The organism is Actinomadura soli (genome assembly GCF_005889715.1).
GTDB lineage: Bacteria > Actinomycetota > Actinomycetes > Streptosporangiales > Streptosporangiaceae > Spirillospora > Spirillospora soli.
In genome coordinates this window covers 23,331-45,147 of the sequence record NZ_VCKW01000042.1, presented here as the reverse complement: position 1 = coordinate 45,147, position 21,817 = coordinate 23,331, and the positions used below count along the sequence as shown (strand labels likewise).

20 protein-coding genes and 1 pseudogene are annotated in these 21,817 nt (G+C 72.9%); 15 read left to right on the top strand and 6 right to left on the bottom strand.

The window, feature by feature from the left end; genetic code table 11:
• Positions 1 to 171 precede the first annotated feature (171 nt).
• The 3 genes from ETD83_RS11165 to galT are packed head-to-tail and all read left to right on the top strand — an operon-like array spanning position 172 to position 2,266.
• Complete coding sequence (locus ETD83_RS11165; RefSeq protein WP_138645007.1) at positions 172 to 549, top strand: DUF742 domain-containing protein; 378 nt, start codon at positions 172 to 174, stop codon at positions 547 to 549.
• Positions 530 to 1,165: a GTP-binding protein gene (locus ETD83_RS11160; protein WP_138645006.1), complete on the top strand. Its 636-nt coding sequence runs from the start codon at positions 530 to 532 to the stop codon at positions 1,163 to 1,165. Before ETD83_RS11165 ends, ETD83_RS11160 begins: the two co-directional genes overlap by 20 nt.
• A gap of 45 nt (positions 1,166 to 1,210) precedes the next feature.
• Positions 1,211 to 2,266 carry a galactose-1-phosphate uridylyltransferase gene (gene galT / locus ETD83_RS11155; RefSeq protein WP_138645005.1) on the top strand — a complete coding sequence of 352 codons (1,056 nt, stop codon included), beginning with the start codon at positions 1,211 to 1,213 and terminating at the stop codon, positions 2,264 to 2,266.
• Positions 2,267 to 2,283: 17 nt separating this feature from the next.
• Here galT and ETD83_RS44345 read toward each other — a convergent pair whose 3' ends face one another.
• Positions 2,284 to 3,729 (bottom strand): membrane-associated oxidoreductase, encoded by a 1,446-nt coding sequence (locus tag ETD83_RS44345; RefSeq protein ID WP_138645004.1) that lies wholly within the window; start codon positions 3,727 to 3,729, stop codon positions 2,284 to 2,286.
• A gap of 106 nt (positions 3,730 to 3,835) precedes the next feature.
• On the opposite strand from ETD83_RS44345, the gene ETD83_RS44340 reads away from it, so the two are divergent.
• The gene (locus tag ETD83_RS44340; RefSeq protein WP_138645003.1) at positions 3,836 to 4,768 is read left to right on the top strand and encodes a hypothetical protein; all 933 of its coding nucleotides are present in this window, start codon (positions 3,836 to 3,838) and stop codon (positions 4,766 to 4,768) included.
• A 285-nt stretch (positions 4,769 to 5,053) separates the two neighbouring features.
• Here ETD83_RS44340 and ETD83_RS45930 read toward each other — a convergent pair.
• Positions 5,054 to 5,212 (bottom strand): annotated as a pseudogene (locus ETD83_RS45930) (nucleotidyltransferase domain-containing protein); the annotation flags it as partial.
• A gap of 179 nt (positions 5,213 to 5,391) precedes the next feature.
• Between ETD83_RS45930 and ETD83_RS11135 the strand changes: the two are divergent.
• Complete coding sequence (locus ETD83_RS11135) at positions 5,392 to 6,417, top strand: LacI family DNA-binding transcriptional regulator (protein ID WP_230420829.1); 1,026 nt, start codon at positions 5,392 to 5,394, stop codon at positions 6,415 to 6,417.
• Between the two features lie 56 nt (positions 6,418 to 6,473).
• Here ETD83_RS11135 and ETD83_RS45295 read toward each other — a convergent pair whose 3' ends face one another.
• A complete protein-coding gene (locus ETD83_RS45295; protein WP_268920444.1) occupies positions 6,474 to 6,596 on the bottom strand; it encodes a hypothetical protein in 123 nt (40 codons plus the stop codon).
• A gap of 188 nt (positions 6,597 to 6,784) precedes the next feature.
• On the opposite strand from ETD83_RS45295, the gene ETD83_RS11130 reads away from it, so the two are divergent.
• Positions 6,785 to 7,312: an NADAR family protein gene (locus ETD83_RS11130; protein WP_138645001.1), complete on the top strand. Its 528-nt coding sequence runs from the start codon at positions 6,785 to 6,787 to the stop codon at positions 7,310 to 7,312.
• A 47-nt stretch (positions 7,313 to 7,359) separates the two neighbouring features.
• Here ETD83_RS11130 and ETD83_RS11125 read toward each other — a convergent pair whose 3' ends face one another.
• Both ETD83_RS11125 and ETD83_RS11120 read right to left on the bottom strand, forming a co-directional pair.
• Positions 7,360 to 8,238 (bottom strand): hypothetical protein, encoded by an 879-nt coding sequence (locus tag ETD83_RS11125; protein ID WP_138645000.1) that lies wholly within the window; start codon positions 8,236 to 8,238, stop codon positions 7,360 to 7,362.
• The gene (locus ETD83_RS11120; protein WP_230420828.1) at positions 8,235 to 8,819 is read right to left on the bottom strand and encodes an RNA polymerase sigma factor; all 585 of its coding nucleotides are present in this window, start codon (positions 8,817 to 8,819) and stop codon (positions 8,235 to 8,237) included. Before ETD83_RS11120 ends, ETD83_RS11125 begins: the two co-directional genes overlap by 4 nt.
• A gap of 298 nt (positions 8,820 to 9,117) precedes the next feature.
• Here ETD83_RS11120 and ETD83_RS11115 point away from each other — a divergent pair, with 298 nt between their 5' ends.
• A complete protein-coding gene (locus ETD83_RS11115) occupies positions 9,118 to 12,516 on the top strand; it encodes an nSTAND1 domain-containing NTPase (protein WP_171064142.1) in 3,399 nt (1,132 codons plus the stop codon).
• Between the two features lie 69 nt (positions 12,517 to 12,585).
• Here the strand turns inward: ETD83_RS11115 and ETD83_RS11110 are convergent, their stop codons facing one another.
• Complete coding sequence (locus tag ETD83_RS11110; RefSeq protein WP_138644997.1) at positions 12,586 to 14,733, bottom strand: terpene synthase family protein; 2,148 nt, start codon at positions 14,731 to 14,733, stop codon at positions 12,586 to 12,588.
• A gap of 135 nt (positions 14,734 to 14,868) precedes the next feature.
• On the opposite strand from ETD83_RS11110, the gene ETD83_RS11105 reads away from it, so the two are divergent.
• The 8 genes from ETD83_RS11105 to ETD83_RS11070 all read left to right on the top strand — a co-directional run bounded on the left by ETD83_RS11105 (position 14,869) and on the right by ETD83_RS11070 (position 21,712).
• Positions 14,869 to 15,249, top strand: coding sequence for a phage holin family protein (locus tag ETD83_RS11105; protein ID WP_138644996.1), 381 nt, complete (start codon positions 14,869 to 14,871; stop codon positions 15,247 to 15,249).
• A 68-nt stretch (positions 15,250 to 15,317) separates the two neighbouring features.
• On the top strand, positions 15,318 to 15,863 hold the full coding sequence (locus tag ETD83_RS11100; RefSeq protein ID WP_230420827.1) for a (2Fe-2S)-binding protein: 546 nt from the start codon (positions 15,318 to 15,320) through the stop codon (positions 15,861 to 15,863).
• On the top strand, positions 15,860 to 16,867 hold the full coding sequence (locus ETD83_RS11095; protein ID WP_138644995.1) for an FAD binding domain-containing protein: 1,008 nt from the start codon (positions 15,860 to 15,862) through the stop codon (positions 16,865 to 16,867). Before ETD83_RS11100 ends, ETD83_RS11095 begins: the two co-directional genes overlap by 4 nt.
• A complete protein-coding gene (locus tag ETD83_RS11090; RefSeq protein WP_138644994.1) occupies positions 16,864 to 18,966 on the top strand; it encodes a xanthine dehydrogenase family protein molybdopterin-binding subunit in 2,103 nt (700 codons plus the stop codon). The genes ETD83_RS11095 and ETD83_RS11090 overlap by 4 nt, the downstream gene beginning before the upstream one ends.
• Positions 18,967 to 19,150: 184 nt before the next feature.
• On the top strand, positions 19,151 to 19,564 hold the full coding sequence (locus ETD83_RS11085; RefSeq protein WP_138644993.1) for an STAS domain-containing protein: 414 nt from the start codon (positions 19,151 to 19,153) through the stop codon (positions 19,562 to 19,564).
• Positions 19,565 to 19,768: 204 nt separating this feature from the next.
• Complete coding sequence (locus ETD83_RS11080) at positions 19,769 to 20,560, top strand: acetate uptake transporter family protein (RefSeq protein WP_171064141.1); 792 nt, start codon at positions 19,769 to 19,771, stop codon at positions 20,558 to 20,560.
• Between the two features lie 111 nt (positions 20,561 to 20,671).
• A complete protein-coding gene (locus ETD83_RS11075; RefSeq protein WP_138644991.1) occupies positions 20,672 to 20,857 on the top strand; it encodes a hypothetical protein in 186 nt (61 codons plus the stop codon).
• 57 nt (positions 20,858 to 20,914) lie between these two features.
• Entirely contained in the window at positions 20,915 to 21,712 is a 798-nt protein-coding gene (locus ETD83_RS11070) for a maleylpyruvate isomerase family mycothiol-dependent enzyme (RefSeq protein WP_138644990.1), read from the top strand.
• Positions 21,713 to 21,817: the final 105 nt, after the last annotated feature.

The following is a 21,817-nucleotide window of genomic DNA, read 5'->3' as shown; positions in this document are numbered from 1 at the left end:
CTCGCCGCCCCCGTGCCGGACGCCGAGCCCGATTCCGGCGCCGGCCCCGGGGCCGGGCAGGCGCGCCCCCTCCGGACGCCCGAGGAGCTGCGGTCGATGATGTCGTCCATCCAGCAGGGCACCCGGCGCGGCCGCGCCGAGATCCTGGACAACGAGGACACGTGACGGGCCATGACCGGTCCTGGCGCCGAATGGCTCGATGAGGAGGCGGGGCCGATCGTCCGGTCCTACGCCCTGACGCGCGGCCGGGCCAGGCCCGCGACCGCCGAGCCCTTCGACATGATCACGATCATCTCCACGGCGGCGCGGCCCCGGTCGGGCTCGCCCGGCATCGGGCCCGAGCATCTCGACATCCTGGAGATGTGCCTGTACCCGCAGCCGGTCGCCGAGATCGCCGCCCGGATGGGGCTGCCCCTCGTCGTCGTGCGCGTCCTGCTCGGCGACCTGCTGCACCACCGGCTCATCACCACCACCCGCCCGCCACCGGAGAGCGCGCTCTCCAAGGAACGCCTGCTGAAGGAGGTGCTCGATGGTCTCCAAGCGCTCTGACGGCGCGGAATCGGTCGTCCAGGCCGCGGCGGCCCCGCCTCCGGCTCCGGTGGCGGTGAAGATCCTCGTCGCCGGGGGATTCGGCGTCGGCAAGACGACGCTGGTCGGCGCCGTCAGCGAGATCCGCCCCCTGCAGACCGAGGAGCTGCTCACCGACCGGGGCCTCGGCGTCGACGACACCGGCGGCGTCGAGCGGAAGACCACCACCACGGTCGCGATGGACTTCGGCCGCATCACGATCCGCCCCGGGCTCGTCCTGTACCTGTTCGGCACGCCCGGCCAGGACCGTTTCTGGTTCATGTGGGACGAGCTGTCCTACGGCGCGCTCGGCGCCGTCGTCCTCGCCGACACGCGCCGCCTCACCGACAGCTTCCCCGCCGTCGACTACTTCGAGAACCGGGGCCTCCCGTTCGTCGTCGGCGTGAACCGCTTCGACGACGGCTTCGACTACACCTCCGCGGAGATCCGGGAGGCGCTCGACCTCGGCGAGGGGCCGCCGGTCGTGCTGTGCGACGCCCGCGACCGCGCGGACGGGAAAGAGGTCCTGACCACGCTGATGAAGCACATCCTGGCCGTCCACCGGGCGCGGCGCCGCTCGACCGCGCCCGCCCTGTAGACCGCCGCGCGGGCGGCGCGCGGCACGCCGGTACGCTGCCGGGACATGCATCGGACACGCGCGCGGCTCTCGGACGGCCGCGAGATCGTCTACTACGACGAGGCCCCGGACCGGGTGCCCGCCGCCGACCCGCGCGGGCTCCCGCCGGTCGAGCCGGTGTGCGAGGTCCGCCGCGACCCGCTGACCGGCGACCACGTCACGATCACCGCGCACCGCAACGCCCGGACGTTCCTGCCGCCCGCCGACCGGTGCCCGCTGTGCCCGGGCGGGCCCGCGTCGGAGGTCCCCGACGCGTCCTACGACGTCGCGGTGTTCGAGAACCGGTTCCCGTCCTTCGACGTCCGGACGCCGCCGCCCGTCCCGTCCGTGATCGACGGCGTGGAGCGTTCCCGGGGCGCGGGGCGCTGCGAGGTCGTGTGCTTCACCGACGAGCACTCCACGTCCATGGCGCGCCTGCCGGTGTCCCGCGTCCGGACGGTCATCGACGCCTGGGCCGACCGCACGGCCGAACTCTCCGCGATCCCGGACGTCGAGCAGGTCTTCGTCTTCGAGAACCGCGGCGTCGAGATCGGCGTGACCCTGCACCATCCGCACGGGCAGATCTACGCCTACCCGTTCGTCACGCCCCGCACCGGGCGGATGCTCGCGCAGGCCGCCGCCCGCCCCGGCCTGTTCGGCGACGTGCTGAAGGCCGAGCGGGCGGGCGCCCGCGTCGTGCTGTCCGGCGAGCACTGGACGGCGTACGTCCCCGCCGCCGCCCGGTGGCCGGTCGAGGTGCACCTGATGCCGCACCGGCACGTCCCCGACCTGGCCGCGCTCGGCGCCGCCGAACGCGACGAGCTGGCCGTCCTCTACCGCGAGCTGCTCCGCCGCTGCGACGCGCTCGACGACACGCCGCTCCCGTACGTGGCCGGCTGGCACCAGGCGCCCGCCGGCGAGGGACGCGACCTCGTCCGCCTGCACCTTGAGCTGTTCTCCGTCCGCCGCGCCCCGGGGAAGATCAAGTATCTGGCCGGGTCGGAGTCGGGCATGGCCGCCTGGGTCAACGACGTCCCGCCCGAGGACACGGCCGCCCGGCTCCGCGCCGTCCCCGCCGGCTGATCGCCGGCGGCCGATCGTCACTGGCGGTTGATCGTCCGGCTGACCCCGGCCGCGATCGTCGTCGCGAGCACCCAGCCGCCGATGACCAGCCCGTAGGAGAGCCACTGGTACCCGCCGGACGGCTTGAACGCCTTCTCCTGGCCGAAGTCGATGATCGGCAGCATCAGGTCGAGGGTGTAGAACAGCGCGTTGAACGGCGGATGCTCGCCGGCCTTCAGCGGCTCGGGCGGATGCGACCCGAACGCCGCGGCGCCGGCCGCCAGGAGCCCGCCCAGCCAGGCCGCCGCCCATACCGGACGGAACCCGTACCCGACCGTCACGTCCTGCAGCAGCCCCCACAGCCGCGCGTACCAGGGACGCGTCCGGCGGAGCCTGCGCTGCTTGGCGAGCTGCACGTTCCGCGCCGCCCGGTCGTCCCCGGCCTGCCGGTAGGCGGCGGCGAGCTGCTCGTAGGCGTGCGGGACGTACCCCTCCGCGTCGCGCTCCAGCATCGCGATGCGCACCTTCGCGGGGAGCCGCGGGGCGAGCGTGCCGTAGGTCAGCCCGTCCAGCCAGACCGTGCCGCGCAACGCGCCCGGCGGGACGTGGAGCAGCCCGAACGCCCCGCGGAGCAGGTTGGCCTCGCCGTCGACCCTGCCCTCGCGCAGCCACACCTCCCCGATCGCGGCGCTGGTCGCGCGCAGCGACGACAGCCGCGCCTGCGTGAAGACGAGCAGCCCCGGGATCGTCGCGCCGCGCAGGTTGACCTCCCCGTCGAACCGGGCCCGCGTGGCGATCACGTCCGACCCGACGGTGAGGTTGTCGGCGTACAGCGACGGCCCGCCCGGGTTGGCGATCACGGCGCCGTCCAGCTTCACCCGGCCCGACACCGACGCCCCGTCCAGCAGGACCTCCCCGTGCACCACCAGCGCGTCGCCCACGAGGTCGCGTTCGATGGTGGAATGGCTGAGCTGCAGGACCTCCCCGCCCGGCCCGTCCTCCCGCCCGAGGCGCGCCCGCTCAAGGAAGAGGGCGTCGGACAGCCGTGCGCCGATGAGCCGGAGCTCCCCGGGGATCCGGCAGTCGGTGAGGCGCAGCGCCGTGTCCATCCGCACGCCGCCCGCGTCCAGTCCCGGCAGGTAGGACTCGGACAGGTTCAGCCGCCGGAGCCGCGCCCCGAAGAGCATGGGCGCCTCCTCGAAGTGGCACGCGCTCAACCGCACGGGATGCTCCACCGTCGCGTAGTACGCGCTGAGCACGCCGACGATGCGCGCGCCGGTCAGCCGGAGCGCGGCGACATCGCCGTCCACCAGCGGTCTCAGCAGCAGCTTGCGCAGCACCTCCGCGCGCACCGTGCGCCCGGGGCCCCAGGCTGCTCCGTTCTCCGGGTCGTCGTCCGCGCCGTCCCGGAGGTCGACCGGCGTCCCGGTGGGGAACGCCCTCCAGACGCGCCGCTCGACGGGCGTGAGATCAACCGGTTCCACGACGAACGAACCTAGCCCAACCCGCCGAATCCCGGCGGCTCGCCGGACAGCCACGGTTTCGCCACTTCGTGGAACGATCTGAGGCCGGTGCCCTACCCTCCCTCGCATGGCCGAAAGCGTGCCGGCGGTCCCGCTGGCGGACGGGTCGTTCGACGGCGTGGCCGCCACCGCGGAAGGGCCGCCGCTGGTGTTCACCTCCCGGACGGCCTACGGCGCGAACACCGGCCAGGCATGGGACCTCACGACGGGCACGCCCCTCCGCCCGCCGATCCCCGACTTCCCCGCCGACCGCAACGAGTGGACGTTCGGCCTCCTCACCGGATCGCCGGCCGTGGCCTGGACGTACCGCGACCGCGTCCACGTCCACGACGTCGGCACGGGCCGCGAGCTCGTCCTGGACGGCCAGCCCGACCTGCTCGCCCTCGCCGTCCACGGCGGACGCGGCGCCGTCGTCGCGATCTTCGGCCCCGCGAACGACGCCGAGGTCGTGGTCTGGGACGCCCTGACCGGCGATCCGCTGGCCGAGTTCGCCCTCTGGCTCGGCCATGGCACGGCCATCGACCGCACGGCCCTGCACGCCACCCCGGCGACCGGCCCGCTCATCACCCTGACCGGCGCCGCGGACGCCGTCGTCCTGGACGTGGAGCGCGGTGAGGACATCGCGACCGTCCCGTCCGCCCGAGCGGTGCCGGCGCTGTCGCCGCATGGTCTGGTCCTGGTCGAACCGGTGGAGAGCGCCCTGCACGTCCGCGGCCTGGACGGCGACCGGCTCACCGTCCTGACGGCCCCGGGCCCGTGCGACCGGGTGGCGACCTCGGGCAGCGGCGCCCCCGGCCGCCTGCTGGTCGCCGCGGGCCTTGAGGGCGACCCCTGCACGATCCTGGCCTGGGACGCGGTGCCGTCCGGCAACGCCACGCCCTTCGCGCCGTCCCATTGCGTCAAGGTCCCGGCCCCCGTCAACGACCTCGCCCTCGCCCCGGACGGCACGCTCCTGACCGCCACCGACGAGGGCCTCTACGCGACCCGCCTGCGCCCCTAGCCGTCGGTCAGGCGCCCGATGGCGCCGAGGACATGATCCACATATGGCCGGAGCCAGGTCGGGGCTCGGTGCGGGCGGCGGGATCTCCCCGCGCTCGAACTCGGCGCGCAGCCATTCGCCGTACAGGAATTCGCATTCCGGCGGATAACGCCATGGCCGGACGGCCGGCTGGACGACCACGGTCAGTTCGACGGGACGCAGCCCGCCCCGCGCCGGATAGCGCGAGGCCGCGAGCAGCCCGTCGCTCAGAACCCGCCGCGCTCCGGCCGTCATCGGGTGTCTCACGACGACGAGCACGTCCAGGTCGCTGTGGGGCCGCAGCGTGCCGAGAACGGCGGAGCCGTGCGGATAGGCGCCCACGGCGCCGGCGCCGAAAACGTCGCGGACCAGCCGGACGATGTCGTCGATCTGCGTCACCTCCGCCTCCTTTCCCGGCGGTTTCATCGGCGCATCGGGAAAGCGCGGTGCGGCCCCCGGGACGAAATGGTGGAAAGCGCTTTCGGGGGTACGGTGAGAAGGTCGCACGGCGTGGTCGACGAGGACCTTCGCCCGGGTCCGCCGCGCCGCCCGCGACCCTGGGGGCGCTCATGACGGAGGGGCACCGTCCCGGTGGACGCGCATACGTGACCTTGCAGGACGTGGCGCGGCAGGCGGGCGTCTCGCTCGCCACCGCGTCCCGCGTCCTCAACGGGACCGCGCAGGTCCGCGCCGACCTGCGGGAGCGCGTGCTCGCGGCCGCCGCCGGCCTGAGCTACACCCCGAACGCGCACGCGCAGGCGCTCGCGAGCTCGTCCAGCAAGTCCGTCGGGCTGGTCTGCCACGACGTCAGCGACCCCTACTTCGCCGCCATCGCCCACGGCGTGATGCGCACCGCCGCCGAGCACGGCATGCTCGTGATGCTCGCCAGCACCTTCCACGACCCGGCCCGCGAGGTCGAGTACGTCGCGATGCTGCGCGCCCAGCGGGCCCGCGCGATCCTGCTCATCGGCTCCGGCTTCGAGGACCGCGGCTGGGCGCGCTCGATGGCCGCCGAGCTGGACCCCTACCAGCGCACGGGCGGCCGCGTCGCCGTCCTCAGCCGGCACCGCGGCCTGAAGGCCGACGCCGTCCTCCCGCAGCACCGGGAGGGCGCCGCCGCCCTCGCCCGCGCGCTGCTCGACCTCGGCCACCGCCGCTTCGGCGTGCTGACCGGCCCGGGCGCGCTCACCACCGTCTCCGACCGGCTGGGCGGGTTCACCGGCGCGCTCGCCGGCGCGGACGCCCGCGTCCCGCCCCGGCACATCGTCGAGGCGGCCTTCACCCGCGAAGGCGGCTACACCGCCGCGGTCGAGCTGCTACGCCGCGCGGAACGTCCGACCTGCGTGTTCGCCGTCAGCGACCTGATGGCGATCGGCGCGCTCGCCGCCTTCCGCGACCACGGGGTGTCCGTGCCCGGCGACATCTCGCTCGCCGGGTTCGACGACATCCCGATCGTCCGCGACCTGACCCCGGCCCTGTCCACCGTCGCGCTCCCGATGGAGGCGATGGGCGAGCGCGTCATGGGCCTGGCGCTCCGCGAGCCGGCGTCCCGCCGCAGCCGCGTCGAACGCGTCTCCGGCGAGACCGTCCTGCGCGCGAGCACCGCCCCTCCGTCCGGGAGGCCCCGGTGAGCAGAGAACCCGCCCGGAGATTCCGGACGGGTCCTGATCTATCGGCCGGGCGGCCGTCAACGCGCGGCGTCCTCTTTCGCCTCGGACTCCGCGGGACGCTCGGACTCCGCGTCCTCCGGCAGCCGCTCGGGCCACTCCATGACCTTGGTGCGTCGAGGGTTCGCCAAGGGATTGCTCATCGTTACCGCTGTCCTCCTGTTCGGGCCGGAACAAGGGAAATGTTCCCGATGACCGGCCCGGTTCCGCAAAATGGTCTAGACCGCGGGCTCACCCGGCCCGCGGCACATCTCCCAACACCGCCGCCCGATCGGCCATTCCCGTCCGGAACCCGCTCGCCGCGCGTCCCCGTTCCTGGCACCCTCTCCCCATGGACGTCGCCGACCTGATCCGCCTCCAGAACGAGGGCACACGCCTGAAGTTCCTGTTCTTCTGGGGGCACAGCACCCCCGGCCCCGGCTACCTCAGCCAGTGGTGGCCATCTCCCTTCACCGTGGACGGCACCGTCTATGCCACCGCCGAGCACTACATGATGGCTGAAAAGGCGCGCTTGTTCGGGGACGAGAAATCGGCGGATGCCATCGTCGCCGCCTCCCATCCCCGCCGCGCGAAAGATCTCGGCCGCCGCGTCCGTGACTTCAATGAGCAAACCTGGCAGGACAACCGTTTCGTCATTGTCACCAAAGGCAATGAAGCCAAGTTCGCCCAGAACAAAGAACTCCTCGACTATCTCCTGGGAACCGGCGACCGCATCCTCGTGGAAGCGAGCCCCCTGGACCGCGTCTGGGGCATAGGCATGGCCGCCGACGACCCCCGCGCCGAACAGCCCTCAGCCTGGAAGGGCCAGAACCTCCTGGGCTTCGCCCTGATGACCGCCCGCGCCACCCTCACCCCCTGATCACCAGGGCGCCCCGGCGGGCGGGCCGGGGCGCTGCGGTGAGGGGCTCATTCGGACGGGGCGGGACCGACGAACAGCATGACCTGGTTCTTGGCCCATGGGGAGGCGTCATGGACGTACCAGGTGGGCGGCACCTGCTCGGGGCGCAGGTCCCTGCTCTCGTTCCCGTACATGGCGCGGTATTCGGGCACGGTGACGTTCCGCTTCTTCAGGGCGGCCAGCACCTCGCCGACGCGGTGGCCCCGGAACGTCATCCCGTGCATCACCTCGCCCGGCGCCGTCACCGGCGCGGTGCTGTTGTAGTGCTCGCCCGGACGCGCCGCGCGCGCGAAGACGATCTCGGCGTCGCCCTTGTAGTCGGTGCGGATCCGCACGCCGACCGGGCACTGGTCGCCCCCGCCGCCGGTCTCGCACTCGCCCTTGGCGGTGATGGCCGTGACGTCGTCCTCGCCGGTGCCGTCGCTCGTGCTCATCATCACCAGGGTGCCGACGATGGACGGCGAGGCCGCCACCAGCGACAGTTTGACGTCGAGGCCGCGGGCCTTGAACTCGGCGCGGTACCGCTCCGGGTCGGCCAGGGGGTCGCGGACCCGGACGTCGATGTAGTCGCCCCGGGCCGTGAAGGACAGGGCCGCCAGCCTGACCATCGGGCTGACCTGGGTGCTGACCGGGGGGCCCGGCGTCCCCGGCTCGTCCCGCGCGACCACGACCGTGACGGCCGCGCCCGCCGCGGCGGCGGTCGCCAGCGGGAGGCCGACGGTCACGAGCACCGGCCGCCGCCTGCGCGGCCCGGAGGCGGGGCCGGGGACGGTGGCCGTGATGCGGTCGGCCAGAGCGGCGGCCGTCTCCTCGGACAGCAGCCGCCCGGCCCGGTCGTCGGTCACCGGGGCGAGCCTGCCGATCAGGGCGTCGATGTCGCGGTTCATGCGCGTTCTCCGTTCGGGACGGCGGTGGGCAGGGGACGGGCGTCCGCTTCCGTGCGCTCCAGCGCGCGGGCGAACCGGCGGCGGGCGCGGTGCAGGCGGATCCGCACCGCGTTGCGGGAGCAGCCGAGGACGGTCGCGATCTCGCCGTGGTCCAGGCCCTCCCAGCCGACCAGGGACAGCAGCTCCCGGTCGGGCTCGGGCAGGCTCCGGAACGCGGCGGCGACGTCCGCCAGGTCTCCGGCGACTCCTTCGGCGGCGGTCGCACCGGCGAGGTCGGTGCGGAGCAGCGAGCCGAGGTCGGCGGCCAGCGCGGACCGGCGGCGCTCGCCGCGATGGTGGTTCGCCAGGATCCGGCGGGCCACCCCGTACAGCCACAGCCGCGCCTGCGCGCCGGACGGGACATCGTCCAGCCGCCGCCAGGCCGTCAGGAACGTCTCCGCCAGGACGTCGGCCGCGTCCTGGGGATCGGCGGTGCGGCGCAGCGCGTAGCCGAGGATGGGGACGCGATTGGCCGCGTAGATGTCCTCGAAGCGTCGCCGCCGGTCGTCGGGCGGATGGGAGTCCTCCAAGGGGGATGGCAATGCCCCTCCTCTCGGCGCACGCCCCTGGGCGTACTGGATTGACCGGACACAGGCCACATGTCCGGACGCCGCCCAGCATTTCGCGCCCGCTCTGATCAACTCGCGGAGCGGCGCGGACGTAGCATGCGCGGGGTTTGCGTTCTGCGTTCGGAGGATGTGCATGCGGCGGCGGCAGGGTCCCGTCTTTCCCGGGTACCTGATGATTCTGCTGGTGGCGTTGCTGGGGCTGGCATTGCAGGTTTCGCCACAAACCACGCATGTAGTGCAAAAGTGGGCGCTTCCGGTCATCGTGCTGTGCATGCTGCTGATCCCGCTCGTCCTGGCGTGGGAGAAGGGGCAGGAGCGGCGGAACCTGGCGCGGCCGGTGTGGAAGGGCGACCGGTCGCCGTATCCCGGGCTGGACGCCTTCACCGAGGACGACGACGCCGTCTTCTTCGGACGGGACGGCGAGATCCAGGAACTCGTGGAGCGGCTGAGAGGCGAGCGGCGGACGATCGCGGTCACCGGGCCGTCCGGCGTGGGGAAGTCGTCGCTGCTGCACGCCGGGCTCCTGCCGAGGATGGCGCAGCAGCGCCGGTGGGTCGTCGTGCCGTCGATGACGCCGGAGGACGACCCGTTCGAGTCGCTGTCCTACGGCCTCGCCGACGCCCTGGCAGCCGACGCCGCGGACATCGCGGCGGAACTCCGGCGGGACGGCCGCGACGCGCTCGTCCGGCGCCTCGACGCGCTGCGCGGGGGGCGGCGGAACCGCGCGGTGCTGATCGTCGTCGACCAGGCCGAGGAACTCCTGACGCTGAGCGGCGGCGACGATCGTGACGCGTTCCTCGGCCTCCTCAAGGACGCGCTGGACGGCGACCCCAAGCTGTGGGTCGTGTTCGTGTTCCGGGCGGAGTTCCTGACCGCCTTCCTGAGCGGCGAGCACGCCGAGCTGTTCCGGCACCCGTTCACGGTCACGGCGCTCGACCGGGCCGCGCTGCGGACGGTGATCCGGGAACCGGCGGAGCGGGTCGGCATCACGTTCGAGCCGCCGGAGCTGGTCGCGCAGATGGCCGACGACACCGGCGACGGGACGGCGCTGCCGCTGCTCGCCTACCTCCTGCACGAGCTGTACCTGCACGTCGGCCGGAACAGCACGATCACGATCGAGGACTACCGCAGGACCGGCGGCGTCGACGGCGCCCTCACCCGCCGCGCCGACCGGCTGATGGCGGAGCTGGAGGCGCTGGACCCGGCGCCGCCCGTCCTGCAGACGCTGCTGAAGTTCGTCAAGTTCACCGACGGCCGGCCGACGCGGCGGCGGGTGCCGGCCGGCGAGCTGGACGGGCCGGGACGCCTGGTCGTGGACGCGTTCGTCCGCGAGCGGCTGTGCACCAGCGGCCGGGACGGCGACGACGCGGTGTTCGAGGTGTCGCACGAGGCGCTGTTCTCGGTGTGGGCCCCGCTGCGGCAGACGATCGCGCTGCACGCCGAGGTGCTGCGCCGCATCGCCGACCTGGAGCAGTGGGCCGCCGAGTGGGACCGCTACGGCCGCCAGGAGGCGTACCTGCTGCGCGGCGACCGGCTGACCGGGGCCCGCAAGTGGATCGCCGAGGCGGACGGCCTGGCGGCGATCGAGCCGCTCGTCGCGGAGTTCGTCGAGATCTCGCACCGGTCGGACGGCGTCGCGATGCAACGGCTCGCCGACTCGATCGCCCGGCAGGCGCTCACCGCCTTCCAGACCGATCCGGAGCACAGCCTGCTGCTGGCCCTGGCCGCGCACGAGGAGTGCGCGCCGACCCCGCTGGCGCGGCGGGCGCTGTCGGCCGGGTTCGCGGTGTCCCGGATGCGCGGCGTGCTGCGCGGCCACGACGACGGGGTCTGGTCGGCGGCGTGGTCGCCCGACGGTTCCCTGCTGGCGACCGCGTCCTCGGACCGCACCGTCCGGATCTGGGACGCCGCGTCCGGGGCCGAGGTCGCCGTCCTGCGGGGGCACGAGAGCACGGTCGCGTCGGCGGTCTGGTCGCCGGACGGCAGGCGGCTGGCGTCCGCGTCCTACGACGGCACGGCGCGGATCTGGGACGTCGAGGCCCGCACCCGCGTGGCCGTGCTGCGCGGGCACGGCGACATGGTGTGGTCGGTGGCCTGGTCGCCGGACGGTTCCCGCGTCGCGTCCGCCTCCCGCGACGGCGACATCAGGATCTGGGACGCGGCGGACGGGACGGCCGTGTCGACGCTGAGCGGCCACGAGGGATGGGTCAGGGACGTGGCCTGGTCACCCGAGGGCGACCGGCTCGCCAGCGCCTCCGACGACCGGACGATCCGGGTCTGGGGCGTGGCCACCGGCGTTGAGCAGGCGGTCTGGCGCGGCCATGAGAACACCGTCCGGATGGTCGCGTGGGCGCCGGACGGCAACCGCGTGGCGAGCTGCTCCTACGACCGGACGGCCCGCGTGTGGGACGCGGCGACGGGCGCGTCCGACATGGTGCTGCGCGGGCACGCCGACCTGGTGTGGTCCGTGGCCTGGTCGCCGGACGGCGGTCACCTGGTCACCGCGTCCCACGACCGGACGATCCGGCTCTGGTCGGCCGGGGACGGCGCCGAGCTGGCGGTGTTCCGCGGGCACGCCGAGAACGTGCGCACGGCGGCGTTCGCGCCGGAGGGCACCCGGCTGGCCAGCGCCTCCGACGACCGGACCGTCCGGCTCTGGGACACCGAGCGCGCCGCCGAGATCACCGTGCTGCGCGGCCACACCGCGGCGGTCGCGGCGGTCGGCTGGTCCGCCGGCGGCCGGCTCGCCTCCGCCTCCTACGACGGTACGGCGCGGATCTGGGCCCGCGGCAGGTCCCTCCTGGTGCTGCGCGGGCACACCGACGAGGTCTGGGACGTGGCCTGGTCGCCGGACGGCGAGCGGGTCGCCACCGCGTCCCGGGACCGCACCGCGCGGATCTGGCGCGCCGCGGACGGCGCCGAGGAGTCCGTGCTGGACGAGCACGGCGACTGGGTGCGGGCCGTCGCGTGGTCGCCCGGCGGCGACCGGCTCGCGACCGCGTCCGACGACCGCACCGTCCGGATCCACGAGTGGCGCGGCGGCGCCGGGCCGCTCGTCCTGCGCGGGCACGAGGACACCGTCCGCGCCGTCGCCTGGTCGCCGGACGGGGAACGGGTGGCGAGCGCCTCCCACGACGGGACGGTCCGGATCTGGGAGAGCCGCACCGGGCTCCAGGTCATGCTGCTGACCGTGCCGCAGAGCGCGGTGCGGGCGATGGCGTGGTCGCCGGACGGCGGCCACATCGCGGCCCTGTCCAGGGACCGCGACGTGCAGGTCTGGGACGTCGCGCGGGGAGTCGAGGCGGCGGTGCTGACCGGGCACGAGGGCTGGGTGTGGTCGATGGCGTGGTCGCCGGACGGCCGGATCCTGGCGACGGCGTCCACGGACCGGACCGTCCGGCTCTGGGACCCGCCCGCCGGGCGGGAACTGTGCGTCGCGGCCGTCCACGCCGACGAGGTGTGGGACGTCGCCTGGTCGCCGGACGGGACCCGGGTCGCGACCGCGTCGACCGACCGGACGGTGCGGGTGTGGGAGGCCGTGACGGACGGCGAGGCGCTCGTCGCGCGGGCCCGCAGCCGCGTGTTCCGGCGGCTCACCCAGGACGAGCGCCACACCCTGATGATCCCCGCCCAGCGCACCGCGCCGGAGGGCGAGCGTTCACCGGCCTGACCGTGCCGTTCCCGGCGTGACCGCCTCGTTCAGCGGCTGACCGCCTCGTTCACTGCCTGACGCCCTCGTTCAGCGGCCCGATCGCGCGTGGAGGCGGAACGCGGAGGTGCCGAGGCCGGCGGGTACGGGGGCGCCCCGCGGCGCCGGCCGCTCGTCGTAGCGGTCGCTCTCCCGGTGCCATTTGAGGATGCCGGCCATCCAGTCGCGGAGTTCGCCGACGTAGGCGTCGAGTGCGGCGCGGGCGGTCTCGTCCAGGTTCATCTCGTCGGCCAGGACGGGGAGTTCGTGCGCGGCGAGATATTCGAACTGGCGGCGGCGGGACGTGATGAGGTCGTTCACGATGGGCAGCGCCTCGTCGCGTCCGCAGCCGAAGAAGTTCTCCACGGCGAGGACGCCGTTGTTGAGCTCGCCCTCGTACTCGATCTCCTTCTGGTAGGAGAAGCAGTCGTTCATGAGGCAGGCGACGTCCATCACGGAGGCGTCGATCTCGCGGATGGTGCGGGTCGTGAAGACGCCGGCGGGGATCTCGGGCGCGTGCTCGATCCTGGCGAGGGCCATCGTCATTTCGGAGCCGAACGTGCGGCGCCGCATCTCGATGTAGTCGACCGGGTCGGGGATGCGCGACTGGAGGTGGTTGTGCAGCTCCCAGACCCAGCTTTCGACCATGTGCTCGACGCTGGCGCGGAATTCGCGCCGCCCGGCCTCGTCCATGGGGGCGGCGGTGCGCCGCCACAGGTCGGCCAGCCCCGCCTCGAAAGGGTTCTGCGGGTCGGGGGTGGGGCCGCAGTCGAGCGGCATGAACGCGGGAACGCGGGCGTTGAAGTGCTTCGCCCCGGCCATGTCGCGGTCGCGGTTGAAGACGGCGGGAAAGTAGTCGTCGCCGTAGGTGCCGCAGGCCAGCCATTGGGTCGCGAGGTCGAGGGCCTCCGGGCCCGCGTCCGGGTCGAGGGACGCGGCGCAGATCTCCAGCGCCATTCCGGTGACCGACTCCTCGCTCCAGATCGGGTCGGGAAGGCGCGGCTGCGGGTCGAACATGCCCATGTCGCGGCACCAGGCGACGGTGTTGGCCCCGGCGCTCGCGCGGTGCGGGTTGACGCGCGCCGGATAGGGGATGTCGAATTCGGGCAGCGGCGTCGGCCCCACCTTCTGGTACGGGACGTGCGGAATGCTGATCCGGGCTGACCTGAGCAGGGCGGGAATGCGGGCGGCGGACATGCCCAGCGACTTCTTGTTCATGTAGCGGCCGGAGCGCGTGTGCCATTCGTGGCAGCCGGACTGCCAATCCTGGAGCGCCTTCACATAGACCGACACGTTCACCCGCTCGACGGGGTCGAGGGCGTAGTCCTCGAAGAGCTGCGGCAGTTCGGTGAGGGCCGTGTTCTCGAACTGGCGGAGCCGGGAGGTCAGCAGGTCGTTGACGGTGTCGGCGGCGACCTGCGGGGCGACGCCCAGGAACCGCTCCATCACCAGCACGGAGTTGTTGATCTCGCCTTCCGACTCGGTCTCGCGCTGGTAGGAGAAGATGTCGTTCCGCAGGTGGACGGAGTCGGAGAAGGTGTCCTTGAGGACGCGCAGCGGCCGCGTCCGCACCACCCGCCAGGGGACCTCGACGCCCGCGGCGTGCTCCGCCAGATCGGCCGACCACGGTGCGCCGCCGACCTTGCGGCGCATCTCGACGTACTCGACCGGGTTCGGGACGCGTCCGCTGCTGATGTTGGACAGCTCCCACAGCGACTCGCGGAGCAGGTTGAGGGTGCTCTCGGAGAAACGGCGGCGCCAGGCGTCCGACTTCGCCGGGACGGTCCGCGCCCACAGGTCGGCGAGCCCGCGCTCGACGGCGTTCGTCGGCTCCGGCGGGTCGAGCGACATGAACAGCGGGAGCCGGTCGAGGTACGCCTTCGCGCCCGCCTCGTCCCGCGTCCTCTTGAAGACCTCCAGGAAGTGGTCGTCGAAGTAGAAGACCCAGACGTACCAGTCGGTGACGAGGTCGAGCTCAGGGGCGGAGCAGTCGGGGTGGGTGTGGGCGCACAGCAGCGGGTAGTCGGCGGATTCGAGCTTGGCCTCGTCCCAGATGTCGGGGGTGCCGGGGTAGCGGTGGTCGTCCAGCATCCTCATCTCGCGCGCCCACGCCATCGTGTGCGCCCGCGCGCCCTCCAGATGCGGGTTGAGCCGGGCCGGGTACGGGACGTAGAAGTCGGGCAGCTCGAACGGTTGCATCGACCGGCCTCTCTCTCGCGGGGTCCGGGACAGGCCCAGAAGGGTCCGCTCGGCAACTTACAGCACGCGCAAAGTAACTGACGGTGACATTTTGCTCTCCCGGTTCCCGCGCACGCTCACGGGTAAAGCGAGGTCATGACGGAGTCGTACGAGCCCGCGGAGGTCGACGACGACTCGCTGGCGCAGCACCTCTTGCTCGTCCGGCGGGTGGCCGACGCCGCGCAGGAGGAGATGCTGGACAAGGCGAGGCGGCGCATTCCCGCGCTGCGGCTCGGCGCCGTCGCCGGGGCCTTCGGTGTGATGGCGACCGCCGCCGTCTACCGGATGAACGTGCTGCTGCTGGAGAAGAAGCTGCCGCCCGAGCTGGCGTCGTTCGTCGCGGCGGCCGTGTACGGGGGCGGGGCCGGTGCGGCGGCGATGGCCGCGTCCCGCAGGTGGAAGGGCCATCCGGCCCCGCTGCCGACCGAGACGGCCCGCCAGGTCGTGGAGATCCTTTCGGACCCCGACGCCCTCTGAGCGGCCGTGGCTCCCCTTAACGGCCGTGACTCCTGTGAACAGGCGTGGATCGAGGGTAGGGCGGAATCATGGACAGCGAATCCACCCCGGTGCACGCCGACATCACCCTCGTCGTGAACGGACGGGAGCACCGGCTCAGCGTCGATACCCGCGCGTCCCTCTTGGACGTGCTGCGCGAGGACCTCGGGTTGACGGGCTCGAAGAAGGGCTGCGACCACGGGCAGTGCGGCGCGTGCACCATCCTCATCGGCGGACGCCGCGCGAACGGGTGCCTCGCGCTCGCCGTCGCCCATGACGGAGCGGACATCGTCACGGTCGAAGGGCTCGCGCGGGACGGCCGGCTCAGTCCCGTCCAGGAGGCGTTCATCGAGCAGGACGCGTTCCAGTGCGGGTACTGCACGCCCGGTCAGCTCTGCTCCGCGACAGGGATGCTGGACGAGGCCGGACAAGGCTGGCCCAGCACGGTGACCGGCGACCTCGGTTCCGAGCCCGTCCTGGACGACGACGAGATACGCGAACGGATGAGCGGCAACCTGTGCCGGTGCGGCGCCTACGTCGGCATCGTCGCGGCGCTCAGGGAAGCGTCGCGCCGCAAGGAGGCGGCGGAGGCATGAGGCCGTTCACCTACGAGCGCGCCACCAGCGCTGAAGACGCCCTGACGCGGCACGACGGCGAGACCTACTACCTCGGCGGCGGAACCAACCTCGTGGACCTGATGCGGCTCGGCGTCGAGACGCCGGCCAGGCTCGTGGACGTCGCGCACCTCCCGTACGACGAGATCCAGCTGACCCCGGACGGCGGGCTCCTCATCGGCGCGGCCATGAGCAACAGCGCGCTCGCCGCGGACCGGACGGTCCGTGAAGGGCATCCCATGCTTGCGCAGGCCGTCCTGGCGGGGGCGTCCGGGCAGATACGCAACATGGCGACCGTCGGCGGCAACCTCCTGCAACGCACACGCTGCTCCTACTTCCAGGACACCGCCAAGCCGTGCAACAAGCGAGACCCCGGAACCGGATGCCCGGCTAGGGAAGGCGAGCATCACAACCTGGCGATCCTGGGTCATTCCGAGGCGTGCGTGGCGACGCAGCCGTCCGACATGGCGGTGGCACTGTCGGCGCTGGACGCGTCCGTGCACGTCCTAGGCCGCGCCGGGGAGAGAACCATCCCGATGGACGAGTTCCACCGGTTGCCCGACAACGAGCCGGAGCGCGACACCGTCCTGGAACCGGGCGACCTTGTCACGGCGGTCGAGGTTCCGCCGCTCGGCATGCCGTCCCGCTACCGCAAGGTCAGGGAACGGGCGTCGTTCGCGTTCGCGCTGGTGTCGATAGCGGCGGCGCTGGACGTGCGCGAGGGCGCTGTGCGGGACGTCCGGCTGGCGCTGGGCGGCGTGGCGCACAAGCCGTGGCGGGCCTGGCGCGCCGAGGAGGCGCTGCGGGGGAGGCCCGCGACGCGGGAGTCGTTCCTGCGCGCCGCCGAGGCCGAGCTGGACGCCGCCGAGCCGCTGCGCGACAACGCCTACAAGGTGCCGCTCGCGCGCAACCTGATCGTCCGGACGCTGACCGAGCTGGCAGAACGGGCCGAGGCGGCCGAGCCGGGGGAGGGGACGACGTCATGACCGAACGGCTGGAGAGCCGCGAGAAGGTCACGGGAACGGCGCGTTACGCGTTCGAGTACCCCGTCGAGAACGTCGCGTACGTGGCGGCCGTTCAGGCGAGCGTCGGACGCGGTGAGATCACGGCCGTCGGCACCGAGGCGGCGATGGCGCTGCCCGGCGTGCTCGCCGTGCTGTCGTGCGAGAACGCGCCGAGGCTCAGCGATCCGCCGGACGGCGAACTGGCCGTGTTCCAGTCCCGGACGGTTTCCTACCGTGGCCAGTTCGTCGCGGCCGTGGTCGGCGAGACGCTCGAAACGGCTCGGGAGGCGGCCCGTCTCGTCCATGTCGAGTATGCGCCGGAGGCACCGGACGTGCGGCTGCGCACCGACCATCCGAGCCTCTACCAGCCCGGCAAGGTGAACCCGGTCTTCCCCGCTGACACCGAGCAGGGTGAGCCCGAGGAGGTGTTCAACAATTCAGCAGTCCGCGTGGACGTCACCTATACGACGCCCGCCGAGCACAACAATCCGATGGAGCCGCACGCCACCATCGCCCTGTGGGACGAGCACGGATACCTGACGCTCTACGACTCGACCCAGGGTGCGTCGACCGTCCAGAGCATGGTCGCCCAGACCTTCGGCCTTGACCCGTCCCATGTACGGGTCGTGGCCCCGCATGTCGGCGGTGGGTTCGGCTCCAAGGGAATCCCTAAGCCGAACGTCGTCCTGGCCGCGATGGCCGCAGGCGCCGCGGGACGTCCCGTCAAGTTCGCCGTCCCGCGCCAGCAGATGTACGCGACGACCGGCTACCGGACGCCGACGATCCAGCGCCTCAGGCTCGGCGCGGACAATGACGGACGCCTGAACGCGATCCTCCACGACGTGGTGGAGCAGACGTCCACCGTGAAGGAGTTCGCAGAGCAGACCGCAACGCCGACCCGCGTGATGTACCAGGCGCCCCACCGGCGGACGTCGCACCGCCTGGTTCCCCTGGACGTCCCCACACCGTCCTGGATGCGCGCCCCGGGCGAGACGCCCGGCATGTACGCGCTCGAATCCGTCATGGACGAGCTCGCCATCGCCACCGGCATCGACCCGATAGAGCTGCGCATCCGCAACGACACCGACCGGGAGCCGGAGAGCGGCCTGCCCTTCAGCTCCCGCAACCTCGTCGCGTGCCTGCAGGAGGGCGCCGCCCGCTTCGGCTGGGCCGGGCGCGACCCCGCGACCGGTGTCCGCTGGGAGGGCCGCAAGCTCATCGGCACGGGCGTCGCCGCGTCCACCTATCCCGCCTACATGAGCCCCAACCGCGCGATCGCCCGCGCCGAGCCGGACGGGACGTTCACCGTCCGGATCGCCGCCGCCGACATCGGCACGGGCGCCCGCACCGCCCTCGCCCTGATCGCCGCCGAGACGCTGAAGGCGGACCTCGGCGACGTGAGGGTCGAGCTGGGTGACAGCGCGTTCCCCAGGGCGTCGGTCGCGGGCGGCTCCTCCGGGACGGCCGGATGGGGGACGGCCGTCGTCCGCGCCTGCGAAGCCCTGCGCGCGAAGCTGAACGGCGCCGTTGCCGGGGGCCGTGGGGGATCGTCCCACGCAGGGAACGGCGCCATCCCGCCAGAGGGTCTGGAGGCGGCAGCCGACACCGGCGCGGAGCTCAAGGCGCGCGAGAAATACGCCCGGCACGCGTTCGGCGCGCAGTTCGCCGAGGTGGAGGTGGACGCCGACACGGGCGAGGTCCGCGTCCGCCGGATGCTCGGCGTCTTCGCCGCCGGGCGGATCATCAACCCGGCGACCGCCCGCTCCCAGTTCATCGGCGGCATGACGATGGGCGTCGGCATGGCGCTGCTGGAGGAGAGCGTCATGGACGAGGAGTTCGGCGACTTCCTCAACCGGGACCTCGCGCAGTACCACGTCCCGGCCTGCGCCGACGTCCGCGACATCGACGCGGCCTGGGTGGAGGAGTCCGACCCGCACCTGAACCCGATGGGCTCCAAGGGCATCGGCGAGATCGGCATCGTCGGGGCGGCGGCGGCCGTCGGCAACGCCGTCCACCACGCGACCGGCATCCGCGTCCGCCACCTGCCCATCACCCCGGCCACGCTCCTCCCGGACCTCTGAGCCCCGCGCAGCGGCGAGACCCGATCCCGTCGCCTGCTCGCCGTGACCGGACGCCGCGCGGAGGAATTCGCTCCCGATCGTTGTTTTCCCGCCCGGTTGGGGCCAGAAGGCGCCGACAGATGAGAGCCTGGGATATACGGGACCGCACACGGTAGCGGCACCCCCGGTCCTAGGCGAGGAGCGGATGACGGTCTGGCGGATCACCGACGGAGAGGACGGCGTCGAGTCGGGCGAGCGGGCATCGCCCGGCGCCGGCATCGTCGAGCTCGACACGGCGTTGCTGCACATCACCGCCTCGACGACCGCGGCCCGGCTCGTGCTGAGCGGCGAGATCGACGTCTCGAACGCCGGGGACGTGGCGCGCGCGCTCGACGCCGCGGGCGGCCGCTCGCCCGGCGATGTCCACGTCGACCTGGCCGATGTCGACTTCGTCGACGTCGCGGGGCTCCGCGCCTTCAACCTCGCCGCGCTCGACCTCCACGAGAGCGGGCGGATGCTCGTCCTGCACGCGGTCTCGCCGCACATCGACAAGCTGTTCGCGACGATCGGGTGGCACTCGACCCCCGGCCTGCAGATCCACTGCGGCCCCCGCGCCTGAGCGCCCGGGGAAACGCGCGGTCGTTAATGGAATCACCATGGTCGCCCCTGCGCGCGGCAAACAACCCCGAATACGCCTGAGATGTCATTGAGTATCCGTTCTGAGGCAGTTTGACCCTCAAGGGCGTGGTTAGGGGGCCTTTATAGCTCTCCTATTCCAGAGGGGGATCTCATGGCAAGGCGTAGAGAGCGTGCGGAAGCGCGTATGGCCGACGAGCGCGCCGAAGCGGCGACGCCGGCCCAGGGCGCCGCGGCGGCGGCCCCGGGCAGGGGCGCCGACATGCCCGGCGAGCACGCCCTTTGGGAGGATCGGACCCGCATCTCCCTCCAGCCGGTCGCGGCGCCGTCCATCCTCGGGCTGTTCGGGCTCGCGGGCGCGACGATGATGGTCGGGGCCTGGGAGGCCGGCTGGTACGGCGACGCCGGCACGCCGCTGGTCCTGTGGCCGTTCGTGCTGACGTTCGGCGGCCTCGCCCAGTTCCTGGCGGGCATGTGGGCCTACCGGGCGCGCGACGGCCTGGCCACCGCGGTGCACGGCATGTGGGGCGCGTTCTGGCTCGCGTTCGGCCTGCTGTTCATGCTGGTCGGCATGGGCGCGTACCCGGTGGAGCAGGCCCCGGTCCTGGGCGGCCTCAGTGAGGGCTTCGCGTTCTGGTTCGTCGTCCTGGCGGCGATCACCGGCCTGTGCGCGATCGCCGCGCTCGGCGCGAACCTCGTCCTGGCGCTGCTGCTGGCGGTCCTCGCCGCGGCCGCGGGGTTCACCTCGGCGGGCTTCTGGGCGCCGTCCGGCTGGGCGCTGGACGTCGGCGGCTGGCTGTTCGTCGCGTCCGCGGTCCTCGCCCTGTACGCGGCGGCCGCGATGATGTTCGAGAACACCTTCGGCCGGACGATCCTGCCCACCTTCAAGATGCGCACCGGGGGCAAGGTCCCCGGAGGCCGCGGGACCCGGCCGATGGAGTACCGCCACGGCGAGCCCGGAGTGAAGATCGGCCAGTGAGCGCGGCGGATCCCGGTCCGGCGGATCCGGTGATCTTCGGCGTTCCGGCTTGACATTCCCGTGCCTTATCCTGGGCCGATCGAGAACGACCCGGCTCGGAGGGGAGCGGGAATGTCATCGGCCGTCAGGCGGACGTGGCGGCGCCTCGTCCAGACCTACCACCTGCTCTGCGCGCGGGACGACGCCGCGGCGCACGGGTACACCGTGCCCAGCGGGGTGTGGGCCTGCGTGCGCTGCCACCAGCCCCACCTCGAACTCTCGGCCCTCCACCGGCACCTGCGCACCGACCACCCCTGACACGTTCCAAACGCGTGTGGGCGCGTCGTAGGCTCGGGAGCCGACGGAGGGGCCGACATGGACGAGCCGATGCGCACCAACACCGCCGCCTACGAGCAGACGATCCGATCCACGCTCGCGCTCGCCGCGACGCTCGCCGACTCCGACTGGCACCTGCCGACCGAATGCCCCGGCTGGACGGTCAAGGACCAGTTCGCCCATATCGTCGGGGTCGAGCTCACCCTGCTGGGCGAACCCGAGCCCGAGGTCGAGGTCCCCGAGTTCGACCACGTCCGCAACGACTTCGGCCGGTGGCTGGAGGCCGCGATCCACGTGCGGCGCCCGGTGCCGGGCCCGGTGGTCGCCGAGCAGCTCGCGGACGCGCTGGAGCGCCGCCTCGTCCAGCTGCCCGGCCTCGACCCCGACCGCGTCGTCATGTGCCCGGACGGGCGCGAGGGCCCCTACAGCCGCCTGGTGAAGTTCCGCGCCCTCGACTGCTGGACGCATGAGCAGGACATCCGCCGCGCGGTGGGCCGTCCCGGCAACCTGGACGCCCCGGCCGCGCACGCCTTCTGGGAGCTGATGAGCGTCGCCCTGCGCCGCATCGTCGCCCGTCCGGGGAAGGCGGAGCCGGGCCAGTCCGTCGCGTTCGCGATCTCCGGCCCGCCCGACTTCGACGCGGCCGTCCGCGTGGACGGCGACCGGCGCGGCCACTGGGCCGAACCGGACGACCCGACCGCCGGGCTCTCCATGGACCTGGAGACCTACGTGCGTCTCACCGCCGGACGCTGCACCGCCGACGCCGTCACCGTCCAGGTCGAGGGGGACGCGGAGCTGGCGGGCAGGGTCCTCGCGAACATGGCCATCACGCCCTAGCCCTGCTCCCGCGGGCGGTACCGCACGGCCCCCGGGAAATGGGAGGCCAGCAGGCCCCTCGTCGTAGAAAAACGTTCTATCACGCGATCGGGAACGGATCAGGTG

What these genes read in the sequence shown, in the direction of transcription:
- ETD83_RS11130 (WP_138645001.1), top strand. Translation starts at nt 6,785, where the DNA reads ATGGACGTCGCCGACCTGATCCGCCTCCAGAACGAGGGCACACGCCTG.
- ETD83_RS11160 (WP_138645006.1), top strand. Translation starts at nt 530, where the DNA reads ATGGTCTCCAAGCGCTCTGACGGCGCGGAATCGGTCGTCCAGGCCGCG.
- ETD83_RS45295 (WP_268920444.1), bottom strand. Translation starts at nt 6,596, where the DNA reads ATGAGCAATCCCTTGGCGAACCCTCGACGCACCAAGGTCATGGAGTGG.
- ETD83_RS44340 (WP_138645003.1), top strand. Translation starts at nt 3,836, where the DNA reads ATGGCCGAAAGCGTGCCGGCGGTCCCGCTGGCGGACGGGTCGTTCGAC.
- ETD83_RS11165 (WP_138645007.1), top strand. Translation starts at nt 172, where the DNA reads ATGACCGGTCCTGGCGCCGAATGGCTCGATGAGGAGGCGGGGCCGATC.
- ETD83_RS11075 (WP_138644991.1), top strand. Translation starts at nt 20,672, where the DNA reads ATGTCATCGGCCGTCAGGCGGACGTGGCGGCGCCTCGTCCAGACCTAC.
- ETD83_RS11115 (WP_171064142.1), top strand. Translation starts at nt 9,118, where the DNA reads ATGCTGCTGATCCCGCTCGTCCTGGCGTGGGAGAAGGGGCAGGAGCGG.
- ETD83_RS11095 (WP_138644995.1), top strand. Translation starts at nt 15,860, where the DNA reads ATGAGGCCGTTCACCTACGAGCGCGCCACCAGCGCTGAAGACGCCCTG.
- ETD83_RS11085 (WP_138644993.1), top strand. Translation starts at nt 19,151, where the DNA reads ATGACGGTCTGGCGGATCACCGACGGAGAGGACGGCGTCGAGTCGGGC.
- galT (WP_138645005.1), top strand. Translation starts at nt 1,211, where the DNA reads ATGCATCGGACACGCGCGCGGCTCTCGGACGGCCGCGAGATCGTCTAC.
- ETD83_RS11105 (WP_138644996.1), top strand. Translation starts at nt 14,869, where the DNA reads ATGACGGAGTCGTACGAGCCCGCGGAGGTCGACGACGACTCGCTGGCG.
- ETD83_RS11100 (WP_230420827.1), top strand. Translation starts at nt 15,318, where the DNA reads ATGGACAGCGAATCCACCCCGGTGCACGCCGACATCACCCTCGTCGTG.
- ETD83_RS11125 (WP_138645000.1), bottom strand. Translation starts at nt 8,238, where the DNA reads ATGAACCGCGACATCGACGCCCTGATCGGCAGGCTCGCCCCGGTGACC.
- ETD83_RS11110 (WP_138644997.1), bottom strand. Translation starts at nt 14,733, where the DNA reads ATGCAACCGTTCGAGCTGCCCGACTTCTACGTCCCGTACCCGGCCCGG.
- ETD83_RS11090 (WP_138644994.1), top strand. Translation starts at nt 16,864, where the DNA reads ATGACCGAACGGCTGGAGAGCCGCGAGAAGGTCACGGGAACGGCGCGT.
- ETD83_RS11080 (WP_171064141.1), top strand. Translation starts at nt 19,769, where the DNA reads ATGGCCGACGAGCGCGCCGAAGCGGCGACGCCGGCCCAGGGCGCCGCG.
- ETD83_RS11070 (WP_138644990.1), top strand. Translation starts at nt 20,915, where the DNA reads ATGGACGAGCCGATGCGCACCAACACCGCCGCCTACGAGCAGACGATC.